The organism is Egibacteraceae bacterium, assembly GCA_035540635.1.
In the GTDB taxonomy this organism is placed as follows: domain Bacteria; phylum Actinomycetota; class Nitriliruptoria; order Euzebyales; family Egibacteraceae; genus DATLGH01.
The window spans coordinates 1-22,861 of sequence record DATLGH010000004.1 but is presented as its reverse complement, the minus strand read 5'-3'; the positions used below and the strand labels follow the sequence as shown (position 1 = coordinate 22,861).

General features: G+C 72.9%; 22 protein-coding genes and 3 tRNA genes. 15 read left to right on the top strand and 10 right to left on the bottom strand.

From position 1 onward, the window contains the following. Positions 1-589 precede the first annotated feature (589 nt). The 3 genes from VM324_01150 to VM324_01140 all read left to right on the top strand — a co-directional run bounded on the left by VM324_01150 (position 590) and on the right by VM324_01140 (position 1,489). Positions 590-1,108 carry a DUF3566 domain-containing protein gene (locus VM324_01150; protein HVL97883.1) on the top strand — a complete coding sequence of 173 codons (519 nt, stop codon included), beginning with the start codon at positions 590-592 and terminating at the stop codon, positions 1,106-1,108. Positions 1,109-1,165: 57 nt separating this feature from the next. Next, positions 1,166-1,240, top strand: a tRNA-Ile gene (locus VM324_01145). A gap of 176 nt (positions 1,241-1,416) precedes the next feature. Beyond that, positions 1,417-1,489, top strand: a tRNA-Ala gene (locus VM324_01140). Positions 1,490-1,577: 88 nt separating this feature from the next. Here the strand turns inward: VM324_01140 and VM324_01135 are convergent. Next, a complete protein-coding gene (locus VM324_01135; GenBank protein ID HVL97882.1) occupies positions 1,578-1,991 on the bottom strand; it encodes a DUF4383 domain-containing protein in 414 nt (137 codons plus the stop codon). Between the two features lie 304 nt (positions 1,992-2,295). On the opposite strand from VM324_01135, the gene VM324_01130 reads away from it, so the two are divergent. From VM324_01130 to VM324_01120, 3 genes are all read left to right on the top strand, one after another. Next, positions 2,296-2,634 (top strand): hypothetical protein, encoded by a 339-nt coding sequence (locus VM324_01130; protein ID HVL97881.1) that lies wholly within the window; start codon positions 2,296-2,298, stop codon positions 2,632-2,634. Positions 2,635-2,806: 172 nt separating this feature from the next. Beyond that, positions 2,807-4,300, top strand: coding sequence for a hypothetical protein (locus VM324_01125; GenBank protein HVL97880.1), 1,494 nt, complete (start codon positions 2,807-2,809; stop codon positions 4,298-4,300). A 2-nt stretch (positions 4,301-4,302) separates the two neighbouring features. Next, positions 4,303-4,821, top strand: a complete 519-nt coding sequence (locus VM324_01120; GenBank protein HVL97879.1) for a YbjN domain-containing protein — start codon at positions 4,303-4,305, stop codon at positions 4,819-4,821. A gap of 11 nt (positions 4,822-4,832) precedes the next feature. Here the strand turns inward: VM324_01120 and VM324_01115 are convergent, their stop codons facing one another. Further along, a complete protein-coding gene (locus VM324_01115) occupies positions 4,833-5,060 on the bottom strand; it encodes a cell division protein CrgA (GenBank protein HVL97878.1) in 228 nt (75 codons plus the stop codon). A gap of 122 nt (positions 5,061-5,182) precedes the next feature. Between VM324_01115 and VM324_01110 the strand changes: the two genes are divergently transcribed. Genes VM324_01110 through VM324_01095 form a run of 4 tightly spaced genes read left to right on the top strand, consistent with a single transcriptional unit; the run spans position 5,183 to position 7,745 of the window. Beyond that, positions 5,183-5,965, top strand: a complete 783-nt coding sequence (locus VM324_01110) for a DUF881 domain-containing protein (protein ID HVL97877.1) — start codon at positions 5,183-5,185, stop codon at positions 5,963-5,965. Positions 5,966-5,975: 10 nt separating this feature from the next. After that, a complete protein-coding gene (locus VM324_01105) occupies positions 5,976-6,650 on the top strand; it encodes a class E sortase (GenBank protein ID HVL97876.1) in 675 nt (224 codons plus the stop codon). After that, complete coding sequence (locus VM324_01100) at positions 6,647-6,784, top strand: hypothetical protein (protein HVL97875.1); 138 nt, start codon at positions 6,647-6,649, stop codon at positions 6,782-6,784. The genes VM324_01105 and VM324_01100 overlap by 4 nt, the downstream gene beginning before the upstream one ends. Continuing rightward, complete coding sequence (locus VM324_01095) at positions 6,777-7,745, top strand: YihY/virulence factor BrkB family protein (protein ID HVL97874.1); 969 nt, start codon at positions 6,777-6,779, stop codon at positions 7,743-7,745. Before VM324_01100 ends, VM324_01095 begins: the two co-directional genes overlap by 8 nt. On the opposite strand, the gene VM324_01090 is transcribed toward VM324_01095, so the two are convergent. After that, positions 7,717-9,024, bottom strand: coding sequence for a glycosyl hydrolase family 18 protein (locus VM324_01090; GenBank protein ID HVL97873.1), 1,308 nt, complete (start codon positions 9,022-9,024; stop codon positions 7,717-7,719). The genes VM324_01095 and VM324_01090 overlap by 29 nt on opposite strands. Positions 9,025-9,123: 99 nt before the next feature. On the opposite strand from VM324_01090, the gene VM324_01085 reads away from it, so the two are divergent. From VM324_01085 to VM324_01070, 4 genes are all read left to right on the top strand, one after another. Next, positions 9,124-11,220 (top strand): long-chain fatty acid--CoA ligase, encoded by a 2,097-nt coding sequence (locus tag VM324_01085; GenBank protein HVL97872.1) that lies wholly within the window; start codon positions 9,124-9,126, stop codon positions 11,218-11,220. Between the two features lie 74 nt (positions 11,221-11,294). Next, complete coding sequence (locus VM324_01080) at positions 11,295-11,894, top strand: aminodeoxychorismate/anthranilate synthase component II (protein HVL97871.1); 600 nt, start codon at positions 11,295-11,297, stop codon at positions 11,892-11,894. A gap of 25 nt (positions 11,895-11,919) precedes the next feature. Beyond that, positions 11,920-13,869, top strand: a complete 1,950-nt coding sequence (locus VM324_01075; GenBank protein HVL97870.1) for a cation:proton antiporter — start codon at positions 11,920-11,922, stop codon at positions 13,867-13,869. Further along, entirely contained in the window at positions 13,866-14,894 is a 1,029-nt protein-coding gene (locus VM324_01070) for an FAD-dependent oxidoreductase (protein HVL97869.1), read from the top strand. Before VM324_01075 ends, VM324_01070 begins: the two co-directional genes overlap by 4 nt. Positions 14,895-14,915: 21 nt before the next feature. Here the strand turns inward: VM324_01070 and pknB are convergent, their stop codons facing one another. Genes pknB through VM324_01040 form a run of 6 tightly spaced genes read right to left on the bottom strand, consistent with a single transcriptional unit; the run spans position 14,916 to position 22,328 of the window. Continuing rightward, positions 14,916-16,769 carry a Stk1 family PASTA domain-containing Ser/Thr kinase gene (gene pknB, locus VM324_01065; protein HVL97868.1) on the bottom strand — a complete coding sequence of 618 codons (1,854 nt, stop codon included), beginning with the start codon at positions 16,767-16,769 and terminating at the stop codon, positions 14,916-14,918. Between the two features lie 15 nt (positions 16,770-16,784). After that, a complete protein-coding gene (locus tag VM324_01060) occupies positions 16,785-18,305 on the bottom strand; it encodes a penicillin-binding protein 2 (GenBank protein HVL97867.1) in 1,521 nt (506 codons plus the stop codon). Beyond that, a complete protein-coding gene (locus VM324_01055) occupies positions 18,302-19,666 on the bottom strand; it encodes an FtsW/RodA/SpoVE family cell cycle protein (GenBank protein ID HVL97866.1) in 1,365 nt (454 codons plus the stop codon). The genes VM324_01060 and VM324_01055 overlap by 4 nt, the downstream gene beginning before the upstream one ends. Beyond that, complete coding sequence (locus tag VM324_01050) at positions 19,663-21,051, bottom strand: Stp1/IreP family PP2C-type Ser/Thr phosphatase (protein HVL97865.1); 1,389 nt, start codon at positions 21,049-21,051, stop codon at positions 19,663-19,665. Before VM324_01050 ends, VM324_01055 begins: the two co-directional genes overlap by 4 nt. A 49-nt stretch (positions 21,052-21,100) precedes the next feature. After that, positions 21,101-21,589: an FHA domain-containing protein gene (locus tag VM324_01045; protein HVL97864.1), complete on the bottom strand. Its 489-nt coding sequence runs from the start codon at positions 21,587-21,589 to the stop codon at positions 21,101-21,103. A gap of 4 nt (positions 21,590-21,593) precedes the next feature. Next, positions 21,594-22,328, bottom strand: a complete 735-nt coding sequence (locus VM324_01040) for a DUF3662 and FHA domain-containing protein (GenBank protein ID HVL97863.1) — start codon at positions 22,326-22,328, stop codon at positions 21,594-21,596. A 140-nt stretch (positions 22,329-22,468) separates the two neighbouring features. Between VM324_01040 and VM324_01035 the strand changes: the two genes are divergently transcribed. Beyond that, a tRNA-Leu gene (locus VM324_01035) sits at positions 22,469-22,556 on the top strand. A gap of 107 nt (positions 22,557-22,663) precedes the next feature. Here VM324_01035 and VM324_01030 read toward each other — a convergent pair. Beyond that, the coding region (locus VM324_01030) for a hypothetical protein (protein HVL97862.1) at positions 22,664-22,861 on the bottom strand (198 nt) is incomplete at its 5' end.

Genomic DNA, 22,861 nt, shown 5'->3' with positions numbered 1-22,861 from the left:
CCCCCTGTACTGGCCCGAGCGGCGCGACGCGTCGCCCGGTGAGGTGCCGTCGAACGACCGTGCGCCCGCCGCACCACGCCGCGACGAGCGCGCGGCCCCCACGCCCGCCCCCGCGCCGCCGCCGCGGACCGACGGCCCGTTGCCGCCGCGCCGCGAACTCCCCGAGCGTCCTGGCGGTGCGGAGGGGCGCCGGGAGCGTCCGGAGCGTCCTGGCGGTGTGGATGGGCGCCGGGAGCGTCCGGAGCGTCCCGCGGCTGCGGAGGCGCGACGGGAGCGCACCCGCACGGCTCCCCCGCCCCTGCCCGGAGGGGAGCGTTCACGCACCGTCCCGCCGCCTGTTCCCGGGTCGCGGAACGCTGCGCCGCCCGTCGCTGGACCGGAGCGCTCCCGGAACGCTGCGCCGCCCGTCGCTGGACCGGAGCGCTCCCGGACCGCTGCGCCGGCCCTGCGTGGACCGGATCGTTCCGCCCCGGCGGCCTCCTCGCCCGCGCGTGGCCCGGATGCCGCGTCCGGGCGGGCGCGGCCTGACCTCGAGCGGGTCGTAGCCACGCCCGCACAGCGAAACGAGCGCCAGGCCGCCGCGGCAGCGGTGGCGCCACGCGAGATCTCACGTGGCCGGGGCGAACCCCGGGCGGCCGTCGCCGCGCCACCCGCCTCCGCCCCGCCTCCGGCCGAGGCACCGGCCGAGGCACCGACCGAGCGGGTGGCCCGCCGGCCCGCCGCGACGCCGGCGCGCGGCCCGTCCGTCCGGCGCTCGGTGCGTCGACGCTCCACCATCCGCAAGATCGACCCGTGGTCGGTGCTGAAGCTCAGCCTGCTGTTCTACTTCTGCGCCCTGCTCGTCGTCATGCTCGCCTTGACGGTGTTCTGGGCGGTGGTGAACCAGCTGGGCCTCGTCGACCGCCTCCTCGATGTCCTGGCCGACCTCCAGCTCGTGGTGGAGATCCGCGGCGGCATGATCGCCCGGGCCGTGTTCCTCATCGGCCTGCTCAACGTCGTGCTGTGGAGCGGCATCAACGTCTTCCTCGCCTTCCTCTACAACCTCATCGCCGACCTCGTCGGAGGCCTCCGGCTCATGCTCTACGACGAGGAGCAGCCGATCAGGTGAGGACCGGGAGCCCCGGTGCGGTCCTTGCCCGGGCGGGCTACACTCCTGGACGCACACGGGCCATTAGCTCAGCCAGGTTAGAGCGCACCCCTGATAAGGGTGAGGTCCGAGGTTCAAGTCCTCGATGGCCCACTGTCGTCTCCTCGAGGGAGGATCCCGTCATGCGCAAGTTCTTCCTGCTCGCGGCCCTCGCCGGCGCGATTGCCGCCGTGATGAAGAAGCAGCGCGACCGCGAGCTCGACGAGGCGATCTGGGAGGAGCCGCGCGACCTCTAGCCGTGGCCCCGGTCCCGCCCGCGCCCTGCCTCGGGGCCCTTAGCTCAATTGGTAGAGCGCCACCTTTGCAAGGTGGAGGTCGCCGGTTCGATTCCGGCAGGGTCCACCTCATCGCCGCGTCGGCCTGCGGGTAGATCCAGCCGGAAGGACACCCCGGTCCGTGCGGCTGGATCTGTCCGTCGGTGAGCGGCGTGTCAGGCTGGGCTCGTGGCGGCCGAGACGCGCGAGAAGCCGAACGCCACGGCGACGATCCCGCTAACCAGGTGCAGGAAGTTGTCGGCCGCAAGGGGACTGTCGATCGAGATGATCTGGAGCGTTCCGGCGCCGCTGAAGCCGATGAACGCGGCGAGGAGGAGGAAGGCGCCGATGCCGATGTTCACACCCTGCGTCGAGCTCTCCTCAGGCAGGAAGTAGCCGAGGATGAGCAGGCCGCCGATGCCGAGGTGCACGATGTTGTGGAAGGCGTTGAGCTCGAAGATGAGCAGGCGTTCGTCGGTGTTCACCAGCCAGTCCGAGAACCCCGTGACGGCGAACCCCACGATCCCGACGGCGATGTAGACGATCCCGAACACGAGCGCGAACTTGCGTGCGGCTGACGTTCTCAGCATGCGAAACCTCCTCGGTAGGACGGTGACCCGGTGGGCCGTTCGGAGCGCCGTCCGCCGCGGATTGGTCGGGCACCCGACCGTCGACGGGTCACGGGCAGCGGGCGGTCGCCGTACCCTGGGAGTGACGCGGGTCCCGGGCGGGCGCCGGCATCGACCCCGGGCAGGTCGACGACGAGGTCGCGGCCTCCCGCCTCGAGTTGCCCTGGGTGGTCACGGCCGGACGACGAGATCAACGAAATCTTCCCACCGTCGTCGCCGCCTGGCTGCGCGAGACCGGCGCCCCCACGGTGACTATCCTGAGGTTGTGAACTTCGTGAAGCGCCTGTTCTGGCCGGCGGTCGTCGTCGGCCTGGGGCTCGCGGCCTTCGGCGTCGTCGAGCCGGTCCACGTGTTCGCCCCGCTGCTCGGTCTCACCATCTGGCGCGTCGGCACGGCGTCCTTCGCCTCCCTGCGCAACGGCGCGAGCTACGTGCCCGACGGGCCACCGGTGCCGATCGACACGCGCACCGAGCGGGTCGTCTACGCCTGCGGCGGCTGCGGCGCCGAGCTCCTCCTGCTCGTCCGCGGCACCGAGTCGGCGCCTCGCCACTGCGGCGAGCGGATGACGACGCACCGTGAGGTGGCGCGGGACCTGCTGAACTAGCGGCAGGCGCTCAGGTGCCCGCCGTCAGTGGCAACGGTGCCGTTGCCCGATGGGGAATCCGCACGTCCCGGACGGGCTGCGTGCTCGGCTCTTGGCATGGCCCTCGGCGTGGCGTTCACTCGCTGCTCGACGCGAGCCCCCCCGGTCGCCGTCACGAGAAGGCAGCAGGCGGATGGCTCCCACACGCGCCGCGAAGACGCAGCCCCCGGGCGAAGCCGCCGACGGCGCCCGGGCGCGCGCGCCGCAGCCCGTGCCGCCGGCTGCGTCAGGCTCACCGGCTGCGCAGCCGATGGGGGTCGCCATGGTCCTCCTCCTCCAGCGGGCGGCAGGCAACCGCGCCGTCGCAGAGGCGCTGCGGCCGCGCGGCGACGCGGCGGGCAGCCCGGCGGTCGTGCAGCGCAAGAACGCCGTGGACGCGTTGACGTCGATCGGCCGCGGTGGGGGGCTTCGCCCCGAGAGCTACCACGAGTACGGCGACAAGGAGATCCCCGATCCCAAGGACAAGGCGAAGAAGATCAGCGTCCCGGTGCCGACCGGCCGCGTCCTCGTCACGAAGCGCCGGCTCGTCACCGGAGCGGGAGCCGGCGACGCGGTCAGGGTGTTCTCGGAGACCGCGCCGCGCGTCGAGGGCAGGCTGGCCGCGTTGCAGCAGGCGGCTGGCCACAACGCGGCCGTCGGCCAGGGCATCGACGCGTACGCCCTGTCGGTCGGTTTCGGGCCGGACGAACCGAACAGGAAGTGGACCCGCGACCCCGCACGCTTCGACCGCGACGACGTCCCGACGGTCGACCCCTTCTTCTACGAGATCACCGCGCCGTTCACGCTCGGCGGCGAGCGCCACGTGCTCGACCTGCTGTACCAGCACGCCGCGGCCTTCACCGGCTACGTGGAGGGCATCTACGACTCGTCGAACACCGGTGGGGAGTTCTCCTCCTTCGCGTCGATGCGCGACCGCAACGAGACGGTGCGGGGGGCCACCTCGGAGGCCGACGTCCGCAACCCCAAGTACACGAACGTCCATGACCAGGACCTCACCAGCACGTCCCCCAAGCTCATCGACCTCACGAGCGGGCGAGACGAGAAGAACATCGACGCGTACACGAAGATCGCCGGAGAGGGCGCGCGCTGGCAGGCGGTGCGCGCGCACGCGAGCAACCTCAAGGACACGTCGGTGTTCTTCACCGCCGCCCCCGGTGACCCGACACGTGTGCTCGGGATCACGTTCAAGCAGCTGTGGCTCAGCTGGAAGGAGCACTTCGAGAAGGCCTACGGCATCCCGGACAGTGCCGTCGTGGCCAAGCTGAAGGCGGGCATGGGCAGGACCTACCCCAGATGGGACCTCCGCGAGACGCGCGACTACGACCTCCACACAGGCGCGTCGTACCGCCTGCCGTACGACTGCATCCGGTCCCAGGGGGAGGACGTCGCGGCCGACACGTACTTCTACACCGCTGATCGGCGCCCGGGCCGACGCGGGCAGTGGGGCGTCACCGCGGCCACCCTGTGGCGAGGCTGGGGTCCGGTGTTCTCGTTCGCGCCTGCCGTCACCGACAAAGCCGTGGCCGACGCGGTTTGGGGCTACCAGTTCGGCGACCGCTCCAGTCACGCGCTCGCGGCCCGGGACCTCCGCCGAGGCGACTACGACCTCGACGCAGGAGGTAGCTGAGGGTGACGTCTTCGGCGCAAGGGGCGGAGGAGGACGGGCGGATCTTGTCCACCGCCAAGGCCTTCTTCCGGCAGGACAGGTGGCCCTACGCCAAGCTCGAGGGGCGCACGGTCCTGCAGGTGGCGGTCGGCACCGGCGACCACCGGTGGAGCGGCTTCGCCCAGGCCGACGAGACGCTGGCCCGGTTCGTCTTCTACTCCGTGTCGCCGTGGACGGCCCCGGAACACCGGCGCGTTGAGTTCGCGGAGTTCTTCACCCGGATCAACTGGGGCATGGTGATCGGCAACTTCGAGATGGACTGGGACGACGGAGAGATCCGCTACAAGAGCGCGATCGATGTCACGGGTGACCGGATCAGCCAGCCACTCGTCCGTCAGGTCGTGTACCCGAACGTCCGGGCCATGGGCCGCTACCTCCCCGCCATCAGGGCCATCCTCGACGGCGAGCAGTCGGCGCGGGAGGCGGCCGCCACGGCCGACCCGTCCTCGTCCACAGCTGGGGACAACCCTGTGGAGAGATGACAGCAGGGGAATTACCGGTACTGGGACAGGGCGCCAAGGCCGCCGGCCATGAGCCCGAAGCCGATGAGGAGGTTCGCGTTGCCGCCAGGGAAGCCCGGAACCATGTAGGCGAGCAGCACGAGCGCGACCCCGCCACCGATGAGCCCGAGGCCGAGCCAGGGCAGCCACCGCGGGCTCGGCTTCGGCTTGGGCGGTTTGGGCGGCTTGTAGGTCGAGCGCTTCGAACGGGACTTCGGCACGGCTGCGCACCTCGCAGGTCTCATCGTGAGCGGACGCCCGATGGTACTCTCGCCGTGGCGCACGACGTGCGGTCCCGCGTTGCCTCGTGCACATCGCCTTGGCGCCTCCACTCCGTGACACCATGGCTGACCACTCTCCGCTCGACTCCGCAGTCGGGGCGCCGCGTCCCGGCGACGGCGCCGTGCCCAGCCCGGCGGTGCGCAGCGGCTTCGCGCTGGCCCTCGGCCTGCTCGCCGCGATCCTCTTCGTGTCCGCCCGGGGGGAGCCGGTCGCCGAGCACGACCGCATCGGTGCGCGGGTGGAGCTCGCCGAGCTCATCCGTGCCGAGCAGGCCCGCGTCGACGAGCTCAAAGAGCGGGTCGAGGACCTCGCCGCGCAGGTCGCCGCCTTCGAGCAGGCGGGCCCCGCGGGCGGCGAGAAGGAGGCCCTCCAGGCGAGCATCGACGACATGGCGGCTGCGGCGGGGCTGACCCCCGTACGCGGTCCGGGCGTCGCCGTCATCCTCAACGACTCCGCGCTCGACCCCTCCCGCGGGGCGGATCCGAACGACCTCATCATCCACGAGCAGGACCTCCACGCGGTCATCAACGCGCTGTGGGCGGGCGGCGCCGAGGCGATGAGCGTCAACGGTCAGCGGGTGCTCGCGACCACCGCCGTCCGGTGCGTGGGCAGCGTCCTGCTGCTGCACGGCCGGACGTACTCCCCGCCGTACGTCATCAGGGCGATCGGCGACGAGCAGACGCTGCGCGACGCCCTGAGCCGCGACCCGGCGGTGCAGCGCTTCGCCGCCGCCGCGAAGGCCTACCAGCTCGGCTTCATGGTGTCCGTCGCCGACGCCCTCGAGCTCGACCCCTACGAGGGGACCGCGGCGCTCCAGGTCGCCCGGCCCTCCGGGGACGTATGAGCCGCGGCCGATGGCGGGGCCCGCGATGCTGACCCGCGCGCTGCGCTACGGCGGCTGGACGCTCATCGCCGCGGGCTTCGTCGTGCTGCTCTACCTCGCGTACTCGCTGTTCTTCACGAACGTCGCGACGGGCGCAGCGCAGGCGGAGCTGTCGGAGCAGTGGCAGCGCCAGGTTGTCCAGACGGCCAGCGTGGGGCGGGCCGACCGGGGGCTCGAGGCCACCCGTCCGCGCGCACGCGACCGGCAGTCGGTCGCCGGCGGGGCGGTCGCCGTGCTCGAGTTCTCGCGTCCGGGCAGCGCTGAGACGCCCGTCCACGCCGGGCCCCTCTACGTCGTGCCGGGCGTCACGCAGGCCGACCTGACACGGGGGCCCGGCCGCTATCCGGAGACGGCGGAGCCGGGAGAGGAGGGCAACCTCGCCATCGCCGGCCACCGCACCACCTACGGTGCCCCCTTCTTCCACCTCGACCAGCTCGTCGCCGGCGACGAGGTGCACGTGACCGGCCTCGACGGCGAACGCCACACCTACCGGGTCGTGCGCCAGGAGGTCGTCGCCCCCTCCGACGTCTGGGTGATCGAGGAGGACCCGCTGGAGTCGGGCGCGCCGACACTGACGCTCACGACCTGTCACCCGCGCTTCTCCGCGGCGCAGCGGCTCGTGGTCTTCGCAGAGCTCGTCGCATGAGCCGCGCGGCGAAGATCGCCGTGGCGGTCGCCGTGGTCGCCGTCGCCGTCGTGCTGCTGTTCACCGTGGTGTTCCCCTGGGTGGACCGGCTCATCGCCGACCCGACCATGGGGACGTTGGCGGGACTTGGCTGAGACGCCGATCCTCGAGCGGGCGCTGGCGTGGGCCTGCGCCCGTCCAGTGCGCATCGCCGGCTACAACCCCTGGGAGGTCGCCGTCCGGCTGTGGCGCGCGGTCGTGAAGGACCGCGTCACCGGCCTGGCCGCGGAGATGGCCTTCTTCGCCCTGCTGTCGCTTGTCCCCCTGCTCGTCGCCATCGGCGCCGGCCTCGGCTACCTCGAACGGATCATCGGTCGGGAGCAGGTCGCCGAGGCGCAGGCGACGGTCATCGACGCCCTGTCGGTCGTATTCAGCCCCGACCTCACCCGCGAGGTCATCGCACCGTTCGTCGAGGGCCTGCTCACGCAGGAGCGCACGGGGCTGGCCCTCGGCAGCCTCGCCGTGACCCTCTACCTCTCCAGCCGGGTCTTCACCGCGACCATCCGCGCGCTCGATCTCGCTTACAACGTCGAGGACCGGCGAGGGCTCCTGGCCCAGCGGGGGCTCGCGGTGCTCTTCGCGGTCGCGGCCGTGGTCGTGTTCGTCCTCATGCTCGGGTTCCTCGTCGTCGGCCCGCTGTTCGGGGGCGGACGGGTCCTCGCCGAGCGACTCGGGTTCGGCCGCCTCTTCGCCTTCGCCTGGGCGTTGGGCCGGTGGCCCCTGCTCGTCGTCTTGGTCATCGGCTTCCTCGCCCTGCTGTACCGCCTCGGTCCCCAGGTCGACAACCGCTGGCGCGAGTGCCTGCCCGGCGCGGTGCTCGGCGTCGTGCTGTGGGTGCTCGTGTCGCTCGGGTTCCGCCTCTACCTCGACGCAGGCGGGGGCGTGCAGACACCGCAGTTCGGCGAGGAGGAGGAGGCGCTGCGGGCCGCCGGGCGCGTCGTGGGCGCGGTCGTCGCGTCGGTGCTGTGGATCTACCTGTCCGGGGTCGCGATCCTCGTCGGTGGCGAGCTGAACGCCGAGCTCGCCCTCATGCGCGAGGAGCGCCAGGACCCCTGAGGCGGATCCGCGCGACGAGCCCGGCGGTGACGGCCGCGAGGAGCACGACCGCGAGCACGGGCGCGGGCCACGACGTGCCCGCCGGCTGGGGGCGGGCCGGGTCGAGCGGGCGCTGGGTCTCGCCGGCTGCCGCCTGCGGCGGCGGGTCGGCGAACCGGGGAGCGGGCACAAGCCGGTTGAGCCGCGGCGGTCCGGACGCCGCCCCCGCCGGGCGGGGATCGGCGGCGAGCGCCGAGCTCACCGCGACCCACGCGTGCGGGCCGGCGAGCCCACCACGCCACACCGCCACCCCCCCGAGGTTGTACCGGGTGGCGAGCGCGACCCGCCGCCCCAGGCTCGGTGGGTCCTCCTGCCAGACCCGGTGGGCGCGGCCGACGGCGTCGCTGTAGGTGTAGCGGCGCTGCCCGGCCACGGGGTCGTAGGTGTGCGTCGCAGCGACCTCGTCGAGGTGGGTGGCCATCGCGTCCATGCCCCGCGTCGCGTGGAGGGCCACGCCGCCGGGGGCGCGGGCGTCGACGACCCAGTCCCGGACGTAGAGCGGTACGGCGAGGAGCACTTTGCGGTCGGGGACGCTGCGGAGAAGGTGCTCGACCACCTCGAGGGTCCACTCGAGCCCCGCGACGGGGCCGTCGGGGCGGCCGTCGTGGTGCTCGTCGAGGGCGGCGAGGACGACGTAGTCGGCGACCTCGCCGAGGGCTCGGCGCTCGTAGGCGGCCGACCACTCCCCGCGCGACCAGGTGTCGCTCAGCGCAGCGACGGTGACCGCGACCACGCGGCCGGGAAGCGCGGTGCGCAGCGCGCCGACGAACGCGGTGAGCGCGGGCCCCGTGGCCTCGCGGAGGTTCTCGAACCCGACCACGATCCCGCCCGCTCCCGTGCGCTCGACCGCCGCCGCCGCTTCGGCGACGAGGCGAGCCCGACGGCCCGCATCCGACAGGACCGCCTCGCTGAGGTCGGCGTCGAGGCGGTTGCCGAGCTGCGGCCACACCGCGATCCCACGCTGCGCCGCCCAGGCCACGAACGCGGGGTCGCCCACGCCGGTCACCGCCCCGAGGTCGAGGCCGTCGAGCCCGAACCACGTCGGCGCCACGACGGTGACGCCGGGCATCGCGTCCACCTGCGCACGGTGGTCGTCGCTGGATCCGCCGTGGAGCCAGGCGAGCGCGACGTGCCCATCCGGACGAACGTGCGGCCCGTCGACCGGCTGGGAGAAGGCGGGAGCGGCAACCGCGACGAGCAGGAACGCGGTGACCGCGCAGGCGGCGGTGCGCGAGATCACCCCTTCGAGAGTACAGCGCAGGGTGTTTGGCCGCCCCTGAATGGGGTGTAGAACACCACGGGGGGACGTTCGTCCGCGATCGCAGGAAGGCACCCGACGTTGGCCGAGGACCACATTCCCGGAAGCCCCGAAACGGACCGTGCGCCTGCGAAGAAGGCGGCGGCGAAGCGGGCGGGCGCGAAGAAGGCGGCGAAGAAGGCCGTTGCGAGGAAGGGCTCCCGGAAGGCCGCGCCCGAGGCTCCGGCGAAGAAGGCGGCGAGCAAGAAGGCCGCGGGCAAGAAGGCGGCGGGCAAGAAGGCCGCGAGCAAGAAGGCGGCGGGCAAGAAGGCGGCGGGCAAGAAGGCCGCGGGCAAGAAGGCGGCGAGCAAGAAGGCCGCGAGCAAGAAGGCCGCGGGCAAGAAGGCCGCGAGCAAGAAGGCCGCGAGCAAGAAGGCCACCGGCTCGCGGAGGGGGACCGCGAAGAAGGGCGCGGCGAGGGCACTGACCCGCTCCGCCGGGCTTCCGGATCCTGACCAGGTCGAACGCCCGTGGCTCGAGTCCTACCCCGACGGCGTGCCGCACTCATACGACTACCCGCTCGTCCCCCTCACCCGGCTGCTCGACGACGCCGCGCAGGACTTCCCGCAGACCACGGCGGTCGAGTTCCTCGGCTACACGCTCACCTACCGGGAGCTGCTCGACCAGGTGGACCGGTTCGCGACGGCGCTGCGAGACCTCGGTGTCGTCAAGGGCGACCGGGTCGGGCTCATCCTGCCGAACTGCCCGCAGCACGTCGTGGCGATCTTCGCCGTCCTGCGTCTCGGCGCGGTCGTCGTCGAGAACAACCCGCTGTACACCGAGGGGGAGCTCGAGCATCAGCTGAACGACGCCGGCTGCAGGGTGCTCGTGACCCTCGACCCGATCTACCCGCGGCTCGCAAAGCTCAAGGGCAGGCTGCCGACCGTCGAGCACATCATCGCGACGGGGATCCAGGACGCGCTGCCCTTCCCCAAGAACCGGCTCTTCCCGCTCAAGGGGAAGAAGGACGGCAGCTACTACAAGATCCCCGAGTCCGAAGGGGTGCAGCGGTTCACCGAGCTCGTCGAGCGATCCACGCCCGCCATTACGCAGACGGCCGTCGAGCCCCGCGAGGACCTCGCGATGCTGCTCTACACGGGGGGGACGACCGGCACGGGCAAGGGTGTGATGCTCACCCACTTCAACCTCGTCGTGAACGCCTTCCAGGCCCGGTTGTGGGTCCCCGACGTCCAGGCCGGCCGGGAGAACATGCTGTGCGTCATGCCGTTCTTCCACTCCTACGGGGTGACGATCGGCCTCACGTTCGGCGTGCTGTCCGCGGCGACCCTCACGCTGCTGCCCCGCTTCGACCTCGGCATGGTCCTGAAGGCCGTCGACAAGCAGAAGCCGACGCTGTTCCCGGGCGTGCCGACCATCTATGTGGCGTTGAACAACGCCCCCGACATCGGCAAGCACGACCTGTCGTCCATCCGGGTGTGCCTGTCCGGCGCCGCTCCGTTGCCCGTCGAGGTCGCCACCCGCTTCGAGGAGCTCACCGGGGGCAAGCTGCGGGAGGGCTACGGGCTCACCGAGACGAGCCCCCTCACCCACGCGAACCCGATCTACGGCGAGGGGCGCAAGGGGCGGATCGGGCTGCCCGTCACCGACACGGTCTGCACCCTCGTCGACGTCGACGACCACACGAAGCCCGCGCCGCCCGGTGGCCCGGGGGAGCTGGCGGTCGCCGGACCGCAGGTGATGAAGGGCTACTGGAACCGGCCCGAAGAGACCGCGGCGGTCCTCAAGGACGAGTGGCTGCTGACCGGTGACGTCGCCGAGATGGACGAGGACGGCTACTTCGCCATCGTCGACCGCAAGAAGGACATGATCATCGCGGGCGGGTTCAACATCTACCCGCGTGACATCGAGGAGGTCCTGTTTGCGCACCCCAAGGTGGCGAAGGCGGTCGTGGCCGGCATCCCCGACGCCTACCGCGGCGAGACGGTGAAGGCCTACATCGTCCTGCAGGAGGGCCAGAACGCCACCGAGGCGGAGATCGACAAGTATCTGCGCGAGAAGCTCGCCGCCTACAAGGTGCCGAAGGCCTACGAGTTCCGCACCGAGCTGCCGGAGACCATCGTCGGCAAGGTCCTGCGCCGCCAGCTCATCGAGGAGGAGCTCGCGAAGCAGAGCGCCTGACGGCCTTCGCTTCTCGAGCGGCTCGGACGCGCTACCGCTTCGCTGGTTGAGCGCTGACGGCTAGCATGTCGCCTATGCGAGCGCGCGTCTTCGTTGTCGACAACTACGACAGCTTCACGCACAACCTCGTGCAGGAGCTCGGCGAGCTCGGCGCCGAGGTCGAGGTGGCCCGCAACGACGCGTTCACGGTCGCCGCCCTTGTCGACCTCGCACCCGACGCGGTGGTGATCTCGCCGGGACCGGGCACGCCGCAGGACGCGGGGTTGTCGAACGACGTCGTGCGGGCCTGCGCGGGGCGCATCCCGCTGCTCGGCGTGTGCCTCGGCCACCAGTGCATCGGCGAGGTCTACGGCGGGCGCATCGTCCGCGCTCCCGAGCTCGTGCACGGCAAGACGTCCCTCATCCACCACGACGGTGCGGGGCTGTTCGCCGGGCTGCCCCAGCCCTTCGACGCGACGCGCTACCACTCCCTCGTGGTCGACGCCGCGAGCGTCCCCGAGGAGCTGGCGGTGACCGCCCGCACGGCGGAGGGCCTCATCATGGGGGTGCGGCACCGCACGGATGCCATCGAGGGGGTGCAGTTCCACCCCGAGTCGATCCTCACCTCGGCGGGCATGGACCTGCTCGGCAACTTCCTGCGATCGCTGCCTGTCGCCGCCCCGGCGGTCCTGTAGCGGCCCCGGCCGCCCGGACCGCCTGATGGGGCCCCCTCAGCTCCCCCTGACCGATCCCGCCTTCGTCTTCGTCGTCCTGTTCGCGGTCATCCTGCTCGCCCCGCTCGTCGCGGAGCGCGCACGCGTTCCCGGCATCGTCGGCCTCATCCTCGCGGGCGTCGTCATCGGTCCGAACGCCCTCGGCGTGCTCGAACGCACCGGTCCCATCGAGGTCCTCGGCGGCATCGGGCTGCTCTACCTCATGTTCCTCGCCGGCGTGGACCTCGACCTCGCGGGCTTCTACGAGCACCGGCGGGACTCGCTGATCTTCGGCGCCACGACGTTCGTCGTGCCGATGGTGGTCAACACCGCGGCGTGCCTCGCGCTCGGCCTCGAGCTGCTGCCCGCGCTGCTCGTCGCCTCGGCGTTCACCTCGCACACGCTCGTGGCCTACCCCGTCGTCCAGCGCTACGGGCTCGTGAAGAACCGGGCGGTGACCGCGACGATCGGCGCGACCCTGCTCGCGACCGTGGCGGCGCTGCTCGTCCTCGCCGTCGTCGCCGCCGCGGGGCGGGGCGACATCGGACCGCTGTTCTGGGTCACGTTCTCCGTCAGCCTCGCCCTCTTCCTCGCCGCGACGCTGTGGGCGTTGCCACGGCTCACCCGTTCGTTCTTCGCCGGCCTCGGCCAGGACCGCACCGTGCGTTTCACGTTCGTGCTCGTCGCGGTGTTCGGCGTGGCGGCGCTGGCCGACATGGCCGGCATCGAGGCGATCGTCGGGGCCTTCCTCGCCGGCCTCGCCCTCAACCGCTTCGTGCCCGACGGCAGCGTCCTCATGGAGCGCCTGCAGTTCCTCGGCGCGAGCCTGCTCATCCCGCTGTTCCTCATATCGACCGGCATGCTCATCGACCCGGTGGTCCTGCTCACCGACTCGCGGTCGTTGGTGCTCGCCGTCGGGCTGACCGTCGCAGCGCTCGGCGGCAAGTGGCTCGCGGCCCTCCCGGCGATGCGCATCCTCAGGTTCAGCCGGGCCGAGCTCGGGGTCATGACCGGGCTGTCGGGCGCGCAGGCGGCCGGAGCGCTCGCCGCGATCATCGTCGGTCTCGACCTCGGCCTCGTCGACGAGGAGGTGGTCAACGCCGTCGTGGTCGTCATCCTCGCGACCTGCCTCATCGCCACGCAGCTCACGAGCCGCAGCGCCCCGCGCGTGAAGCGCCCCGAGCGCCGACCGGTGACGCTCGGCGAGGCGGTGGTCGTGCCCGTCGCGAACCCCCGCACCGCCGAGCCACTCGTCAAGGTCGCCGCGCTCGTCGCCGCCTCGGACTCAGGGTCGGTGTTCCCCGTGAACATCCTCGGCTTCGACGCGAGCCGGGAGCAGGTCGACGAGCACAAGGCGGTCACCGCCGAGGCCGAGCAGGTTGCGCTGCGCCACGGTGCGGAGGCCCGCTCGCTCGTGCGCATCGACGCCTCGCCCACCGCCGGGGTCCTCCACACCGTCGTGGAGGGTGGCGCAACGAGCGTGCTCATCGGCTGGAAGGGCTATGCGAACGCGCGCGAGAACTTCTTCGGCGGGGTGATCGACGCGATCCTCGAGCACGTGCCGGTGCCGGTCATGGTGTGCCGGCCGGGCACGGACAAGGACATCCGCCGCGTCGTGCTGTCGCTCACCGCCGGCGACCTCGACCCGGCCGGCGCGATCTCCCTCGACCTCGCCGTCGCGGTCGCCACCCGTGTCGCCCGGCAGGCCGACGTGCCGCTCAAGGTCGTCACCGAGGTCGACGACGCGCGCCTGGGGGACATGGTGGCAAGCGTCCGAAAGTCGGAGATCATCTGCGATGCGCGCAAACCCGCCATCGCGCTGCGCTCACACACCGAGGAGGGAGACATCGTGATCATCGGAACCCCACCGACGCGGGCCGGTCTCGGCCAGAACGCGTCCCGGCTCGCGCGTGCCGTCGCCGGGCGCACGGTCGTCGCCACGGTCCCGCGCCTGTGAGCGCGCAGGGGGGTCCCCGCGCACTCGTCGTCGGCGCAGGCGTCGCGGGGCTCGTCGCGGCGCGGCGGCTGGCCGACGCCGGCGCGGACGTGACGGTGCTCGACGACGCGTCACACCCCGGCGGGCGGCTTGCCACCCGCACGGTCGGCGGCGCCGCGGCGGATTCCGGTGCACAGTTCTTCACCGCCCGGCGTGCCCCGTTCGTCGGCCTGCTCGCGGCGTGGCGGTACGCGGGCGTGCCGGTCCGGGTCTGGGCCCACGGCTGGGTCCGGACGACCACCGCCGTGGACGGTCCCGAAGCCGCACGCCACGTCGACGACGTGAACCCCCGCTACTCCGTGGCGGGGGGCATGGCGACCCTCGTCGACCACCTTGCCAAGGGGCTCGACGTGCGCACGGGCGTGCGCGTCCGGGCGGTGAGCCGGCCGGGCGCCCAGGTGAGGGTGCTGGACGAGGCCACGACGGCGTGGGAAGCCGACGGGGTGGTCGTCACGCCGCCGCTGCCCGCCGCGCTCGCCCTGCTCGACGCGGGCGACCTCGCCGTCCCCGAGGGCCTGCGCGCCATCGCCTACGCGCCGTGCATCGCCCTGCTCGCCGCCCTCGACGGTCCGTCGGCCGTGCCCGAACCCGGGGGGGTGCAGTTCGCCGACGGAGCGGTGGCGTGGCTCGCGGACAACGTCGCGAAGGGCGCGTCGGCCGAGCCGTCGCTGACCGTGCACGCCGCCGCGGACTGGAGCGCCGCGCACGAGGGGGCCGGTGACGAGGAGATCACCGAGGCGCTGCTCGCCGAGGTCGCGGGCTGGCTGGGCGACGCGACGCCGACGGCGGTGCACGTCGAGCGATGGCGGCACGCCCGCCCCACCACGCAGCTCGACGAGCCGACCATGGCCCTGCCCGCCGCCGACGGGCGGGTGGTGCTCGCCGGCGACGCCTTCGTCGGCGAGCTCGTCGGTCCGACCGTCGAGGGGGCGGGCCTGTCCGGCCTCGCCGCGGCCGACGCTCTCCTCGGCGCGCTCGACGCCTGACCAAGGCGCGAGCCGGCCACCCTACGGGTTCGGCGGGGTCCCGCCGTTGCTGTTGTCTCCGGGGGGTCCCGTGGGTGCGGGGCTCGGGGAGTTGATGGGCTCGGGGACGGTCGTCGGCGGCGGGATCGGCGTGGGATCGGGCGACGGGGCCGCCGTCGTGGTCGTCGTCGTCGGCTCTTCCTCCGGACCCTGCGACACGATGATCGTGACGGGCGCCCCGCGGGGGACCTCGGTGCCGGGCCGCGGGCCCTGGTCGATGACGCGGCCCTCCTGGACGCGGCCGTGGAATTCTCTGCGGACGTCGATCTCCACGCACGGCGGCCGGCCGCAGAAGGTGGTGAGCTCGTTCACCGCGTCGCGCTCGGTGAGGTCGATTACCCCCGGCAGGGTCAGCGGCGGTGGCCCGGAGGACACCACGAGCGCGACCTCCGTGCCGGTGGGCACCGAGTCGCCCGCCGGCGGGTCGGTGCGGATGACCTGGCCCTCGGCGTGCTCCTCGCTCGCCTCCGTCTCGCGCGCTCCGACGGTGAAGCGCAGGTCCGTGAGCCGGCGGCGCGCCTCGTCCTCGGACACCCCCGCGAGGTCGGGTACGTCGACGAGGGGCGGGCCCTCGCTGTAGAAGATCGTGACCGTGCTGCCCTCGTCGACCATCGCACCCGCCGGCGGGTCGGTGCGGATGACGGTGTTCTCCGGGACGTCGGCGTTCTCCTCGGCCTCGAGGACCGTCTGGAAGCCTTCCGCCTGGAGCGCCGCCTGCGCGGCGCTGATGTCCTGGCCGGTCACGTCGGGCACGGCGACCTCGGCCACGGGATCGGTGCGGAAGACGTCGGCGAGAAGGAACGCCGCGAGGCCCAGCACGGCGAGCAGGAGCAGGACGAGCAGGATGGGACCCACCGGGCTGCGCCGCTCCTCCACGACGGGCTGCTCGTCGGCGTAGTAGGCCCGCTCGGCCACGATCGTCTGCTCGGCCCGCGGCAGCGCCTGGGTGGCGGGGAACGCCGCGGTGCCCGCGAGCGGCGCGGTGACGCCCATGCCGGCGACCGCCCGCTCGAGGTCCTCGGCCATCTCGTCGGCTGTCTGGTAGCGGTCGTCGGGGCGCTTGGCCATCGCCTTCAGCACGACGGCCTCGAGCTCGGGGGAGATCTCCGCCCGCAGCTCGCTCGGCGGCACCGGCGGCTCGGAGACGTGCTTGTAGGCGAGCGTGACCGCGGAGTCGCCACTGAAGGGCTGGCGGCCGGTGAGCATCTCGTAGAGGACGCAGCCGAGGGCGTACACGTCGGTGCGCCGGTCGACGCGCTCGCCCTGCGCCTGCTCGGGGGCGATGTAGGCGGCGGTGCCGAGCACCGCGGCGGTCTGCGTCACGGTCTCGGCGCTCATCGCCCGCGCGATGCCGAAGTCGGTGACCTTCACCTGGCCTTCCTCGGACACCATGATGTTGCCGGGCTTCACGTCGCGGTGGACGAGGCCGCGCTCGTGCGCGTAGTGCAGGGCACGCGCGGCGTCCCGTGCGATCTCCGCGGCCCGCTCGGGCGTGAGGCGCTTGCGCCGCAGGACGTCGCGCAGGCTCTGGCCCGCGACGTACTCCATGACGATGTAGGGCCGCCCGTCGTCCTCTCCGGTGTCGTACACACCGACGACGTTCGGGTGGCTCATGCTCGCCGACGCGCGCGCCTCACGGCGGAAGCGGTCGACGAAGGAGGGATCGTCGGTGTAGCGGTTGTGGAGGATCTTCACCGCCACCTGCCGGTCGAGGATCTCGTCGTGCGCGAGCTCCACGTCGGCCATCCCGCCCTGACCGAGCAGCCCGCGCAGCAAGTAGCGCCCGTTGATCGTCCGGCGGTTACCTCCCGTCAGGGGAGTCGTCTCGTCGCTCATAGCCCTCTTGTCCCTCTAGCCCTCGGGGGCGGACGGTTGCGGCGTGGCGGGAACCGTCGGCTCGTCGCCGAGAGCGGCCTGCATGACCGCCCGGGCGATGGGTGCCGCCACCCCTCCACCGGTGGCGCCCGTGCCCACGGCGCCGCCACGTTCGACCACCACCGCGACCGCAACCTGCGGGTTGTTCGCCGGGGCGAGCCCTACGAACCACACGGTCGGGGGCCCTGCGGCCTGCGCGGTACCGGTCTTTCCTGCGACCGACACCCCGGGGATGGCCGCTGCCCGCCCGGTGCCCTGCGCAACTACCCCCTCCATCATGTCGCGCAGCGCGGCGGCATGCTCCGGGCGGACCGCCTGGGCGTCGGGACGGCCCGGCAGGACGAGCGGCTCGGGCGGGAACTGCCGGACGACCTCGCCCGTGCCGAACTCCTCCACCCGATCGACGATGCGGGGCGTCATGAGCACGCCGCCGTTGCCGATCGCGGCGGTGATCATCGCCATCTGCAGCGGCGTGACCTGCACGTCGCGCTGGCCGATGGCGCTCTGCGCGGTGGCCGGCGGGTCGAGGCCCTCCTCGGGCAGGACGCTCGGGACCGTCGGCAGCGGCAGGTCGAGCTCGGTGTTGAGGCCGAAGCGCTCGGCCTGCGCGACGAGCCCCTCCGCCCCGACCTCGAGGCCGAGCTGGGCGAACGTCGTGTTGCATGACACGACCATCGCCTGGCGGAAGGTGATCGACCCGCCGCCGGCGCACGGGCCGCCGCCGAAGTTGCCGATCGTCGCGGTGGTCTGGGGCAGCGGCTGGCGCACCGGGTCGGGGAACGTCGCCTCGGGGCTCCTACCCGCGGCCAGCGCCGCCGCGGCGGTGACGATCTTGAAGGTCGACCCGGGGTTGTAGCGCTGCTGCATGGCGCGGTTGCGCAGCGGCTCGGACTCGTCGGCCCGGAGCGCCTCGGCGTATGCGCGCACCGCGGGGCCCTCGTGGCCGGCCATGCCGTTGGGGTCGTAGGTCGGGTTCGACCACATCGCGAGGACCGCCCCCGTCGACGGCTCGAGGGCGATGACCGCCCCGTGCTGGCCGCCGAGGGCGTCGCGTGCCGCCGCCTGCACGGAGGGGCGCACGGTCGTCACGACGTCCTCGCCGGTGCGCTCACGGCCGGCGAGCAGGTCGGTCATGTTGCGGGCGAACGCCTCGGGGGCGCCGCCGGCGAGGAACTCGTTGTAGGCCTGCTCGACCTGGGTGCGCCCGTAGACGAACGAGTGGTGGCCGGTGACGTGGGCGAACAGCTCGCCGTGGTCGTAGATGCGCTGGAACCGCAGGCGCCCCCCGGTGTCCTCGACGCGCGCGAGCTCGGTCTGGCCGTCGGCGGCGATGATCGACCCGCGCCGCACGTCGTACTCGGCGATGATCCGGCGGGTGTTGCGGGTGTCCTCGGCGAGGGACTCCGCGCGGATGACCTGGAGGTAGTTGAGGTTGACGAACAGCGCGCCGAACAGGGCGAGGAGCGTGACGGCGACGCGCCGCACCGACGCGCTCACGCGGCGGCTCCCGCGCGCGCGGACTCGACCGTCGCCGCGGCGCTCACCCGCAGCAGGAGGGCGACGAGGACGTAGTTGGCGAGGAGCGACGACCCGCCGTAGCTCACGAACGGCAGGGTCAGGCCCGACAGCGGGATGAGCCGGGTGACCCCGCCGACGATGACGAACGTCTGCAGCGCGAAGATCACGGTGAGCCCCGCCGCGAGCAGCGTGCCGAAGTCGTCGCGGCTGCGCATCGCGACGGCGAAGCCCCGGCCGACGAGGATGAAGTAGCAGAGCAGCAGGGCCGTCGTGCCGAGGAGGCCGAGCTCCTCGCCGAACGCGGCGAAGATGAAGTCGGTCTGCACGAACGGGATGAAGTCGGGGTGGCCCTGGCCGAGCCCGACGCCGGTGATCCCGCCGGTCGCGAGCGCGAACAGCGACTGGGCGATCTGGAAGCCACCGGTCTCGTACACCGACCAGGGGTCGAGCCACACGGCGATGCGCACCTGCACGTGGCTGAACAGCGTGTAGGCGACGTAGGCGCCGCCGGCGAACAGCGCGCCGGCGATCGCGACGTACGCGACGCGGGTCGTGGCGACGTAGAGCAGTACGGCGAAGACCCCGAAGAACAGCAGCGACAGGCCGAAGTCGTTCTGCAGGACGAGGATCCCGAGCGACAGCCCCCAGGCGACGAGCACGGGCCCGAAGGCGCGCGCCGGGGGCACCATCAGGGGGCCGACCCGGTTCGTCGCGACGGCGAGCAGCTGGCGCTTCTCGGCGAGGTAGCTCGCGAAGAACACGACGAGGCCGAGCTTGGCGAACTCCGCCGGTTGGATCGAGAACACACCGAAGTTCAGCCAGAGGGTCGCGCCGTTGATCGTCCGCCCAATCGGCTCGGGTAGGAGCGTCGGCAGGGAGAGCAGGACGAGCGAGCCGATGCCGACGAGGTAGCGGTAGCGGTCCAGGACCCGGTGGTCGCTGAGGACGAGCAGCGTCGCGCAGAAGGCGGCGATCGCGATGACCGTCCAGGCGGTCTGGGCGGGCGCGAGGTTCGTCGGGTTCGCGCCTGCGGCGCTCGCGAAGTCGATCCGGCGGACCATGACGAGGCCGAGGCCGTTGAGCAGGAACGCCACGGGCAGCAGCAGCGGGTCGCCCCCAGGGGCGAGGCGGCGGCTGACGAGGTGGCCGGCGGCCGCGAGCGCCGCGAGCGCTCCCCCGTAGGCGATGAGGCCCGAGGGCAGTACCCCGGACTGCGCCAGGCCGACGAGCGCGTACGCGACGAGAACGGTCACGAGCGCGAGGACGAGCAGGGCGAGCTCGGTGTTGGCGCGCCGCCGGTTCGTGGAGGCGAGCTGGGCGTCGAGGGTGCCGGCGCTCACGGCGTGGGCGGGGTGGGTGCGGGAGGCGCGCCCGGGTCGGCCGGCGGGCTCGGGGCCGCGGGGTCCGGCGCTGTGGGCGCGGGCTGCTCGGCGTCGCCGGCGTCCTTGTCGTCCTCGGCGAGCTCGTCGCGCAGCGCCTCGAGGAAGCTGCGGGCCTCGGCCTCGGAACCGAAGGTGACGCCCTGGCGGATGCGCTCGGCGCGGCGCGGGGTCAGGTCGTCGAGCGGGATGTCGGTGCTTGTCTCCACCCGTGCCAGGCTGACACCCGCGACCTCCGACGGCAGGCCGCGGAAGACCGCCACGTTGCCGCCGTCGTCACCGACGAACCAGGCCCGCGACAGCAGGAGGACGGCGCCGCCGGCGAGCAGGCCGCCGATGACGAGTACCCCGAGCATGCCGGCGAGGATGCGCAAGCCACGCCGCCCGCCGTCGGACCCGCGCACCGACCGGCGGTCGGCCCCCTGCTGGGCGCCGTAGTCGCGCATCGAGGTGGCCCAGTCCCGACCGGACTCCTGGCGCGTGCGGATTCGGGTGATCTCCTGCTCGCCCGACGGGGCCGCGGCGGGGACGGCGGCGCCGGTCACCCGGGTGAACTGCTCGGTCGGTGTCGAGGCCTCGACGGTCTCCTCGGGGGCGGGCGCTGCGGCGTCGCGGCTCGCGGGGCCCTCGACCCGAAGGAGGACCACGGTGATGTTGTCCGGCCCGCCCGCGGCGTTCGCCGCGTCGATCAGGGCCTGGCAGGCCGCGTCGCCGTCGGCGACGGTCATGAGCACGCGGGTGATCTCCGCGTCGGAAACCGGCCCGGTGAGCCCGTCGGAGCAGAGCAGCACCTGGTCGCCGGGCTGCAGGGAAAGGGACGGCAGCGCGTCGACCTGCACGTCGTCCTCGATGCCGATGGCGCGGGTGATGACGCTGCGCTGCGGGTGGGTCGCGGCCTCCTCGCGCGACAGGCGGCCCTCGCGGATGAGCTGCTCGACGAGCGTGTGGTCGGTGGTGAGCTGAGTGAGCTCGCCGTTGCGGCGCAGCAGGTACGCCCGGCTGTCGCCGACGTGGGCGACGTGGAGCTTGCCGTCGCGCACGACCGCGGCGGTGAGGGTCGTGCCCATGCCACGGAAGGCGGGGTCGGAGCCGGCCTTCTCGACCACGGTGCGGTTGGCGGTGGCGATCGCGTCGACAAGTGCCTGGCGGGCGGCCTTGTCGTTGCGGAAGGTGATCGTGTCGAGCTCGCGGATCGGCTGCAGGGCGGTCTCGCTGGCCACCTCGCCGGCGACGTGGCCGCCCATCCCGTCGGCGACCGCGAACGCCGTGCGCCCGGCGAATGCGCTGTCCTCGTTGCCCTCCCGGACGCGCCCGACGTCGGATCCGGCGTACGCCCTCACGTCCACTGCGCGCACCTCCCGGCGCCGCCCGCGGCGTGCCGCTGAGCCCCGGCCGTCACTTGCGGACCTCCACGACGGTCTTGCCGATGGCGAGCTGGTCGCCGGGGCCGATCGGGGTCGGGGCCTGGATCCGCGCCTTGTTCAGGTAGGTGCCGTTCGTGGAGCCGAGGTCGGCGACGAGCCACTGCCCACCGTCCCGGTAGACGCGGGCGTGGCGGTCGCTCGCGTAGGAGTCCCCGAGGGGGACCGTGGACCGCTCGCTGCGTCCGAACGTCACCTCCCCGCCGTCGAGGCGCAGCACGCGGGGGCGCCCGCCGGGCGCGTGCACGACGAGCTCGCGGGGCGTGCCGTGGAGCGTGCGCGCGCTCGGCGGCGGGCCCGCGGGGGTCCGGGGCGCCGGCGCACGGGCAGCCGGCGCGGCAGCGACGGCGCGGGTCGGGTCGCCGCGCAGGTCGCGGAGGATCGCCCGGGCGGCCCACCACACGAAGAGGTAGAGCAGCAGGAGGAAGGCCAGCTGCAGCAGCGCCAGGGCGATCGGGGCCATCCGCTCACGCCTCCAGCGTGAAGGTGAGGGCCACGCCGCCGAACTCGACCCGGTCGCCGTCCTGCAGCTGCGCGCGGCCGACGGCCTTGCCGTTGACGTGCAGGCCGTTCGTCGACCCGAGATCCTCGACCGTCCACCGCCCGTCGCCGCGGGCGACGCGGGCGTGCCGGCGCGACACCGACGGGTCGTCGAGCACGATGTCGCAGCTCGGCAGACGACCCACCGTTGCGTTGGGCGTCAGGGTGTAGCAAGTGCCGTCGGCGGCCCGCAGGCGGGCCGTGCCGGTCGACGAGGACGGCGTCGGCAGCACCCGCGTGGAGCCGGACGCGCCGCTCGCCGCCGCCGGCGTGGGCCGCGGCTTGGGCTCTGGGTCGGCCTCGACTTTGCCCCGCAGCTCGTACGTGCCGACGCGCACCGCGTCGTCGGCGACGAGCTCGATGCGGGGGGCGCCCTCGAGGCGCCAGCCCCGCTCCCCGGCGGTGCGCCGCACGACGTCGGCGAGCTCACGCTCGAGCGAGCCGGAGAAGCCCTCGAAGCGCTCGAGGTCCTCCGGGGAGAGCTCGAAGCGGTAGACGTTCGGCACGATCACGCCCGACACGCCGACCTGCTGGTAGTTGCCGGCGTAGCGCTGCACGGCCTTCGCGAGCTCCACTGGCTGCAGGCCCGAGCGGAAGGCACGCGCGAAGAAACCCTCGACGGCCCCCTCGAGGCGGTTCTCGAAGTCGCGCAGTATGCCCATGCCTGCTGAGAGAGTCTAGAGGCGATGTCCCACCACGGCTGCGTGGCAGCACCCTGTCCGTCCGGGCCGCGGTCGCCCCACCCCCCGCCCGATGCTACGCTTGCCCTTCGCGCGCGGGGTTCGCTTCCGCGTTGCCGCCCGGGCGAGTGGCGGAATTCGGTAGACGCGCAGGCTTCAGGTGTCTGTCTCCTTCGGGAGGTGGGGGTTCAAGTCCCCCCTCGCCCACCACCAGGTGTCGGCCACCCAACGACAGCCGCTCACCCCCTCGCGCGACCGCCGTGGACGCTCACGCACCGCTCCGGTGCGCCAGGACACACACCGGCGGGGCCCCCGGGTCAGCCCCCGAGGGCGTCGTAGCCGGGGGCGAGCCAGACGTTGTCCGCGCGGGTGTTGAAGTACACCTGCCAGTGGTAGTAGCCGTAGAAGGCGCGCGGGTCGGCCTGCATCTGCTCGGCGTACGTGCGGACGGCGTCGACGTAGCGCACGTCGCGGTTGTAGCGGAACAGCGCCCCGTTCACGTCGCCGGGCATGCC

Excerpts from the sequence above, each read along its gene's own strand:
- VM324_01135 (HVL97882.1), bottom strand. The coding sequence starts at position 1,991 with ATGCTGAGAACGTCAGCCGCACGCAAGTTCGCGCTCGTGTTCGGGATC.
- VM324_01125 (HVL97880.1), top strand. The coding sequence starts at position 2,807 with ATGGCTCCCACACGCGCCGCGAAGACGCAGCCCCCGGGCGAAGCCGCC.
- VM324_01110 (HVL97877.1), top strand. The coding sequence starts at position 5,183 with ATGGCTGACCACTCTCCGCTCGACTCCGCAGTCGGGGCGCCGCGTCCC.
- VM324_01105 (HVL97876.1), top strand. The coding sequence starts at position 5,976 with ATGGCGGGGCCCGCGATGCTGACCCGCGCGCTGCGCTACGGCGGCTGG.
- VM324_01100 (HVL97875.1), top strand. The coding sequence starts at position 6,647 with ATGAGCCGCGCGGCGAAGATCGCCGTGGCGGTCGCCGTGGTCGCCGTC.
- VM324_01080 (HVL97871.1), top strand. The coding sequence starts at position 11,295 with ATGCGAGCGCGCGTCTTCGTTGTCGACAACTACGACAGCTTCACGCAC.
- VM324_01075 (HVL97870.1), top strand. The coding sequence starts at position 11,920 with ATGGGGCCCCCTCAGCTCCCCCTGACCGATCCCGCCTTCGTCTTCGTC.
- pknB (HVL97868.1), bottom strand. The coding sequence starts at position 16,769 with ATGAGCGACGAGACGACTCCCCTGACGGGAGGTAACCGCCGGACGATC.
- VM324_01045 (HVL97864.1), bottom strand. The coding sequence starts at position 21,589 with ATGGCCCCGATCGCCCTGGCGCTGCTGCAGCTGGCCTTCCTCCTGCTG.
- VM324_01040 (HVL97863.1), bottom strand. The coding sequence starts at position 22,328 with ATGGGCATACTGCGCGACTTCGAGAACCGCCTCGAGGGGGCCGTCGAG.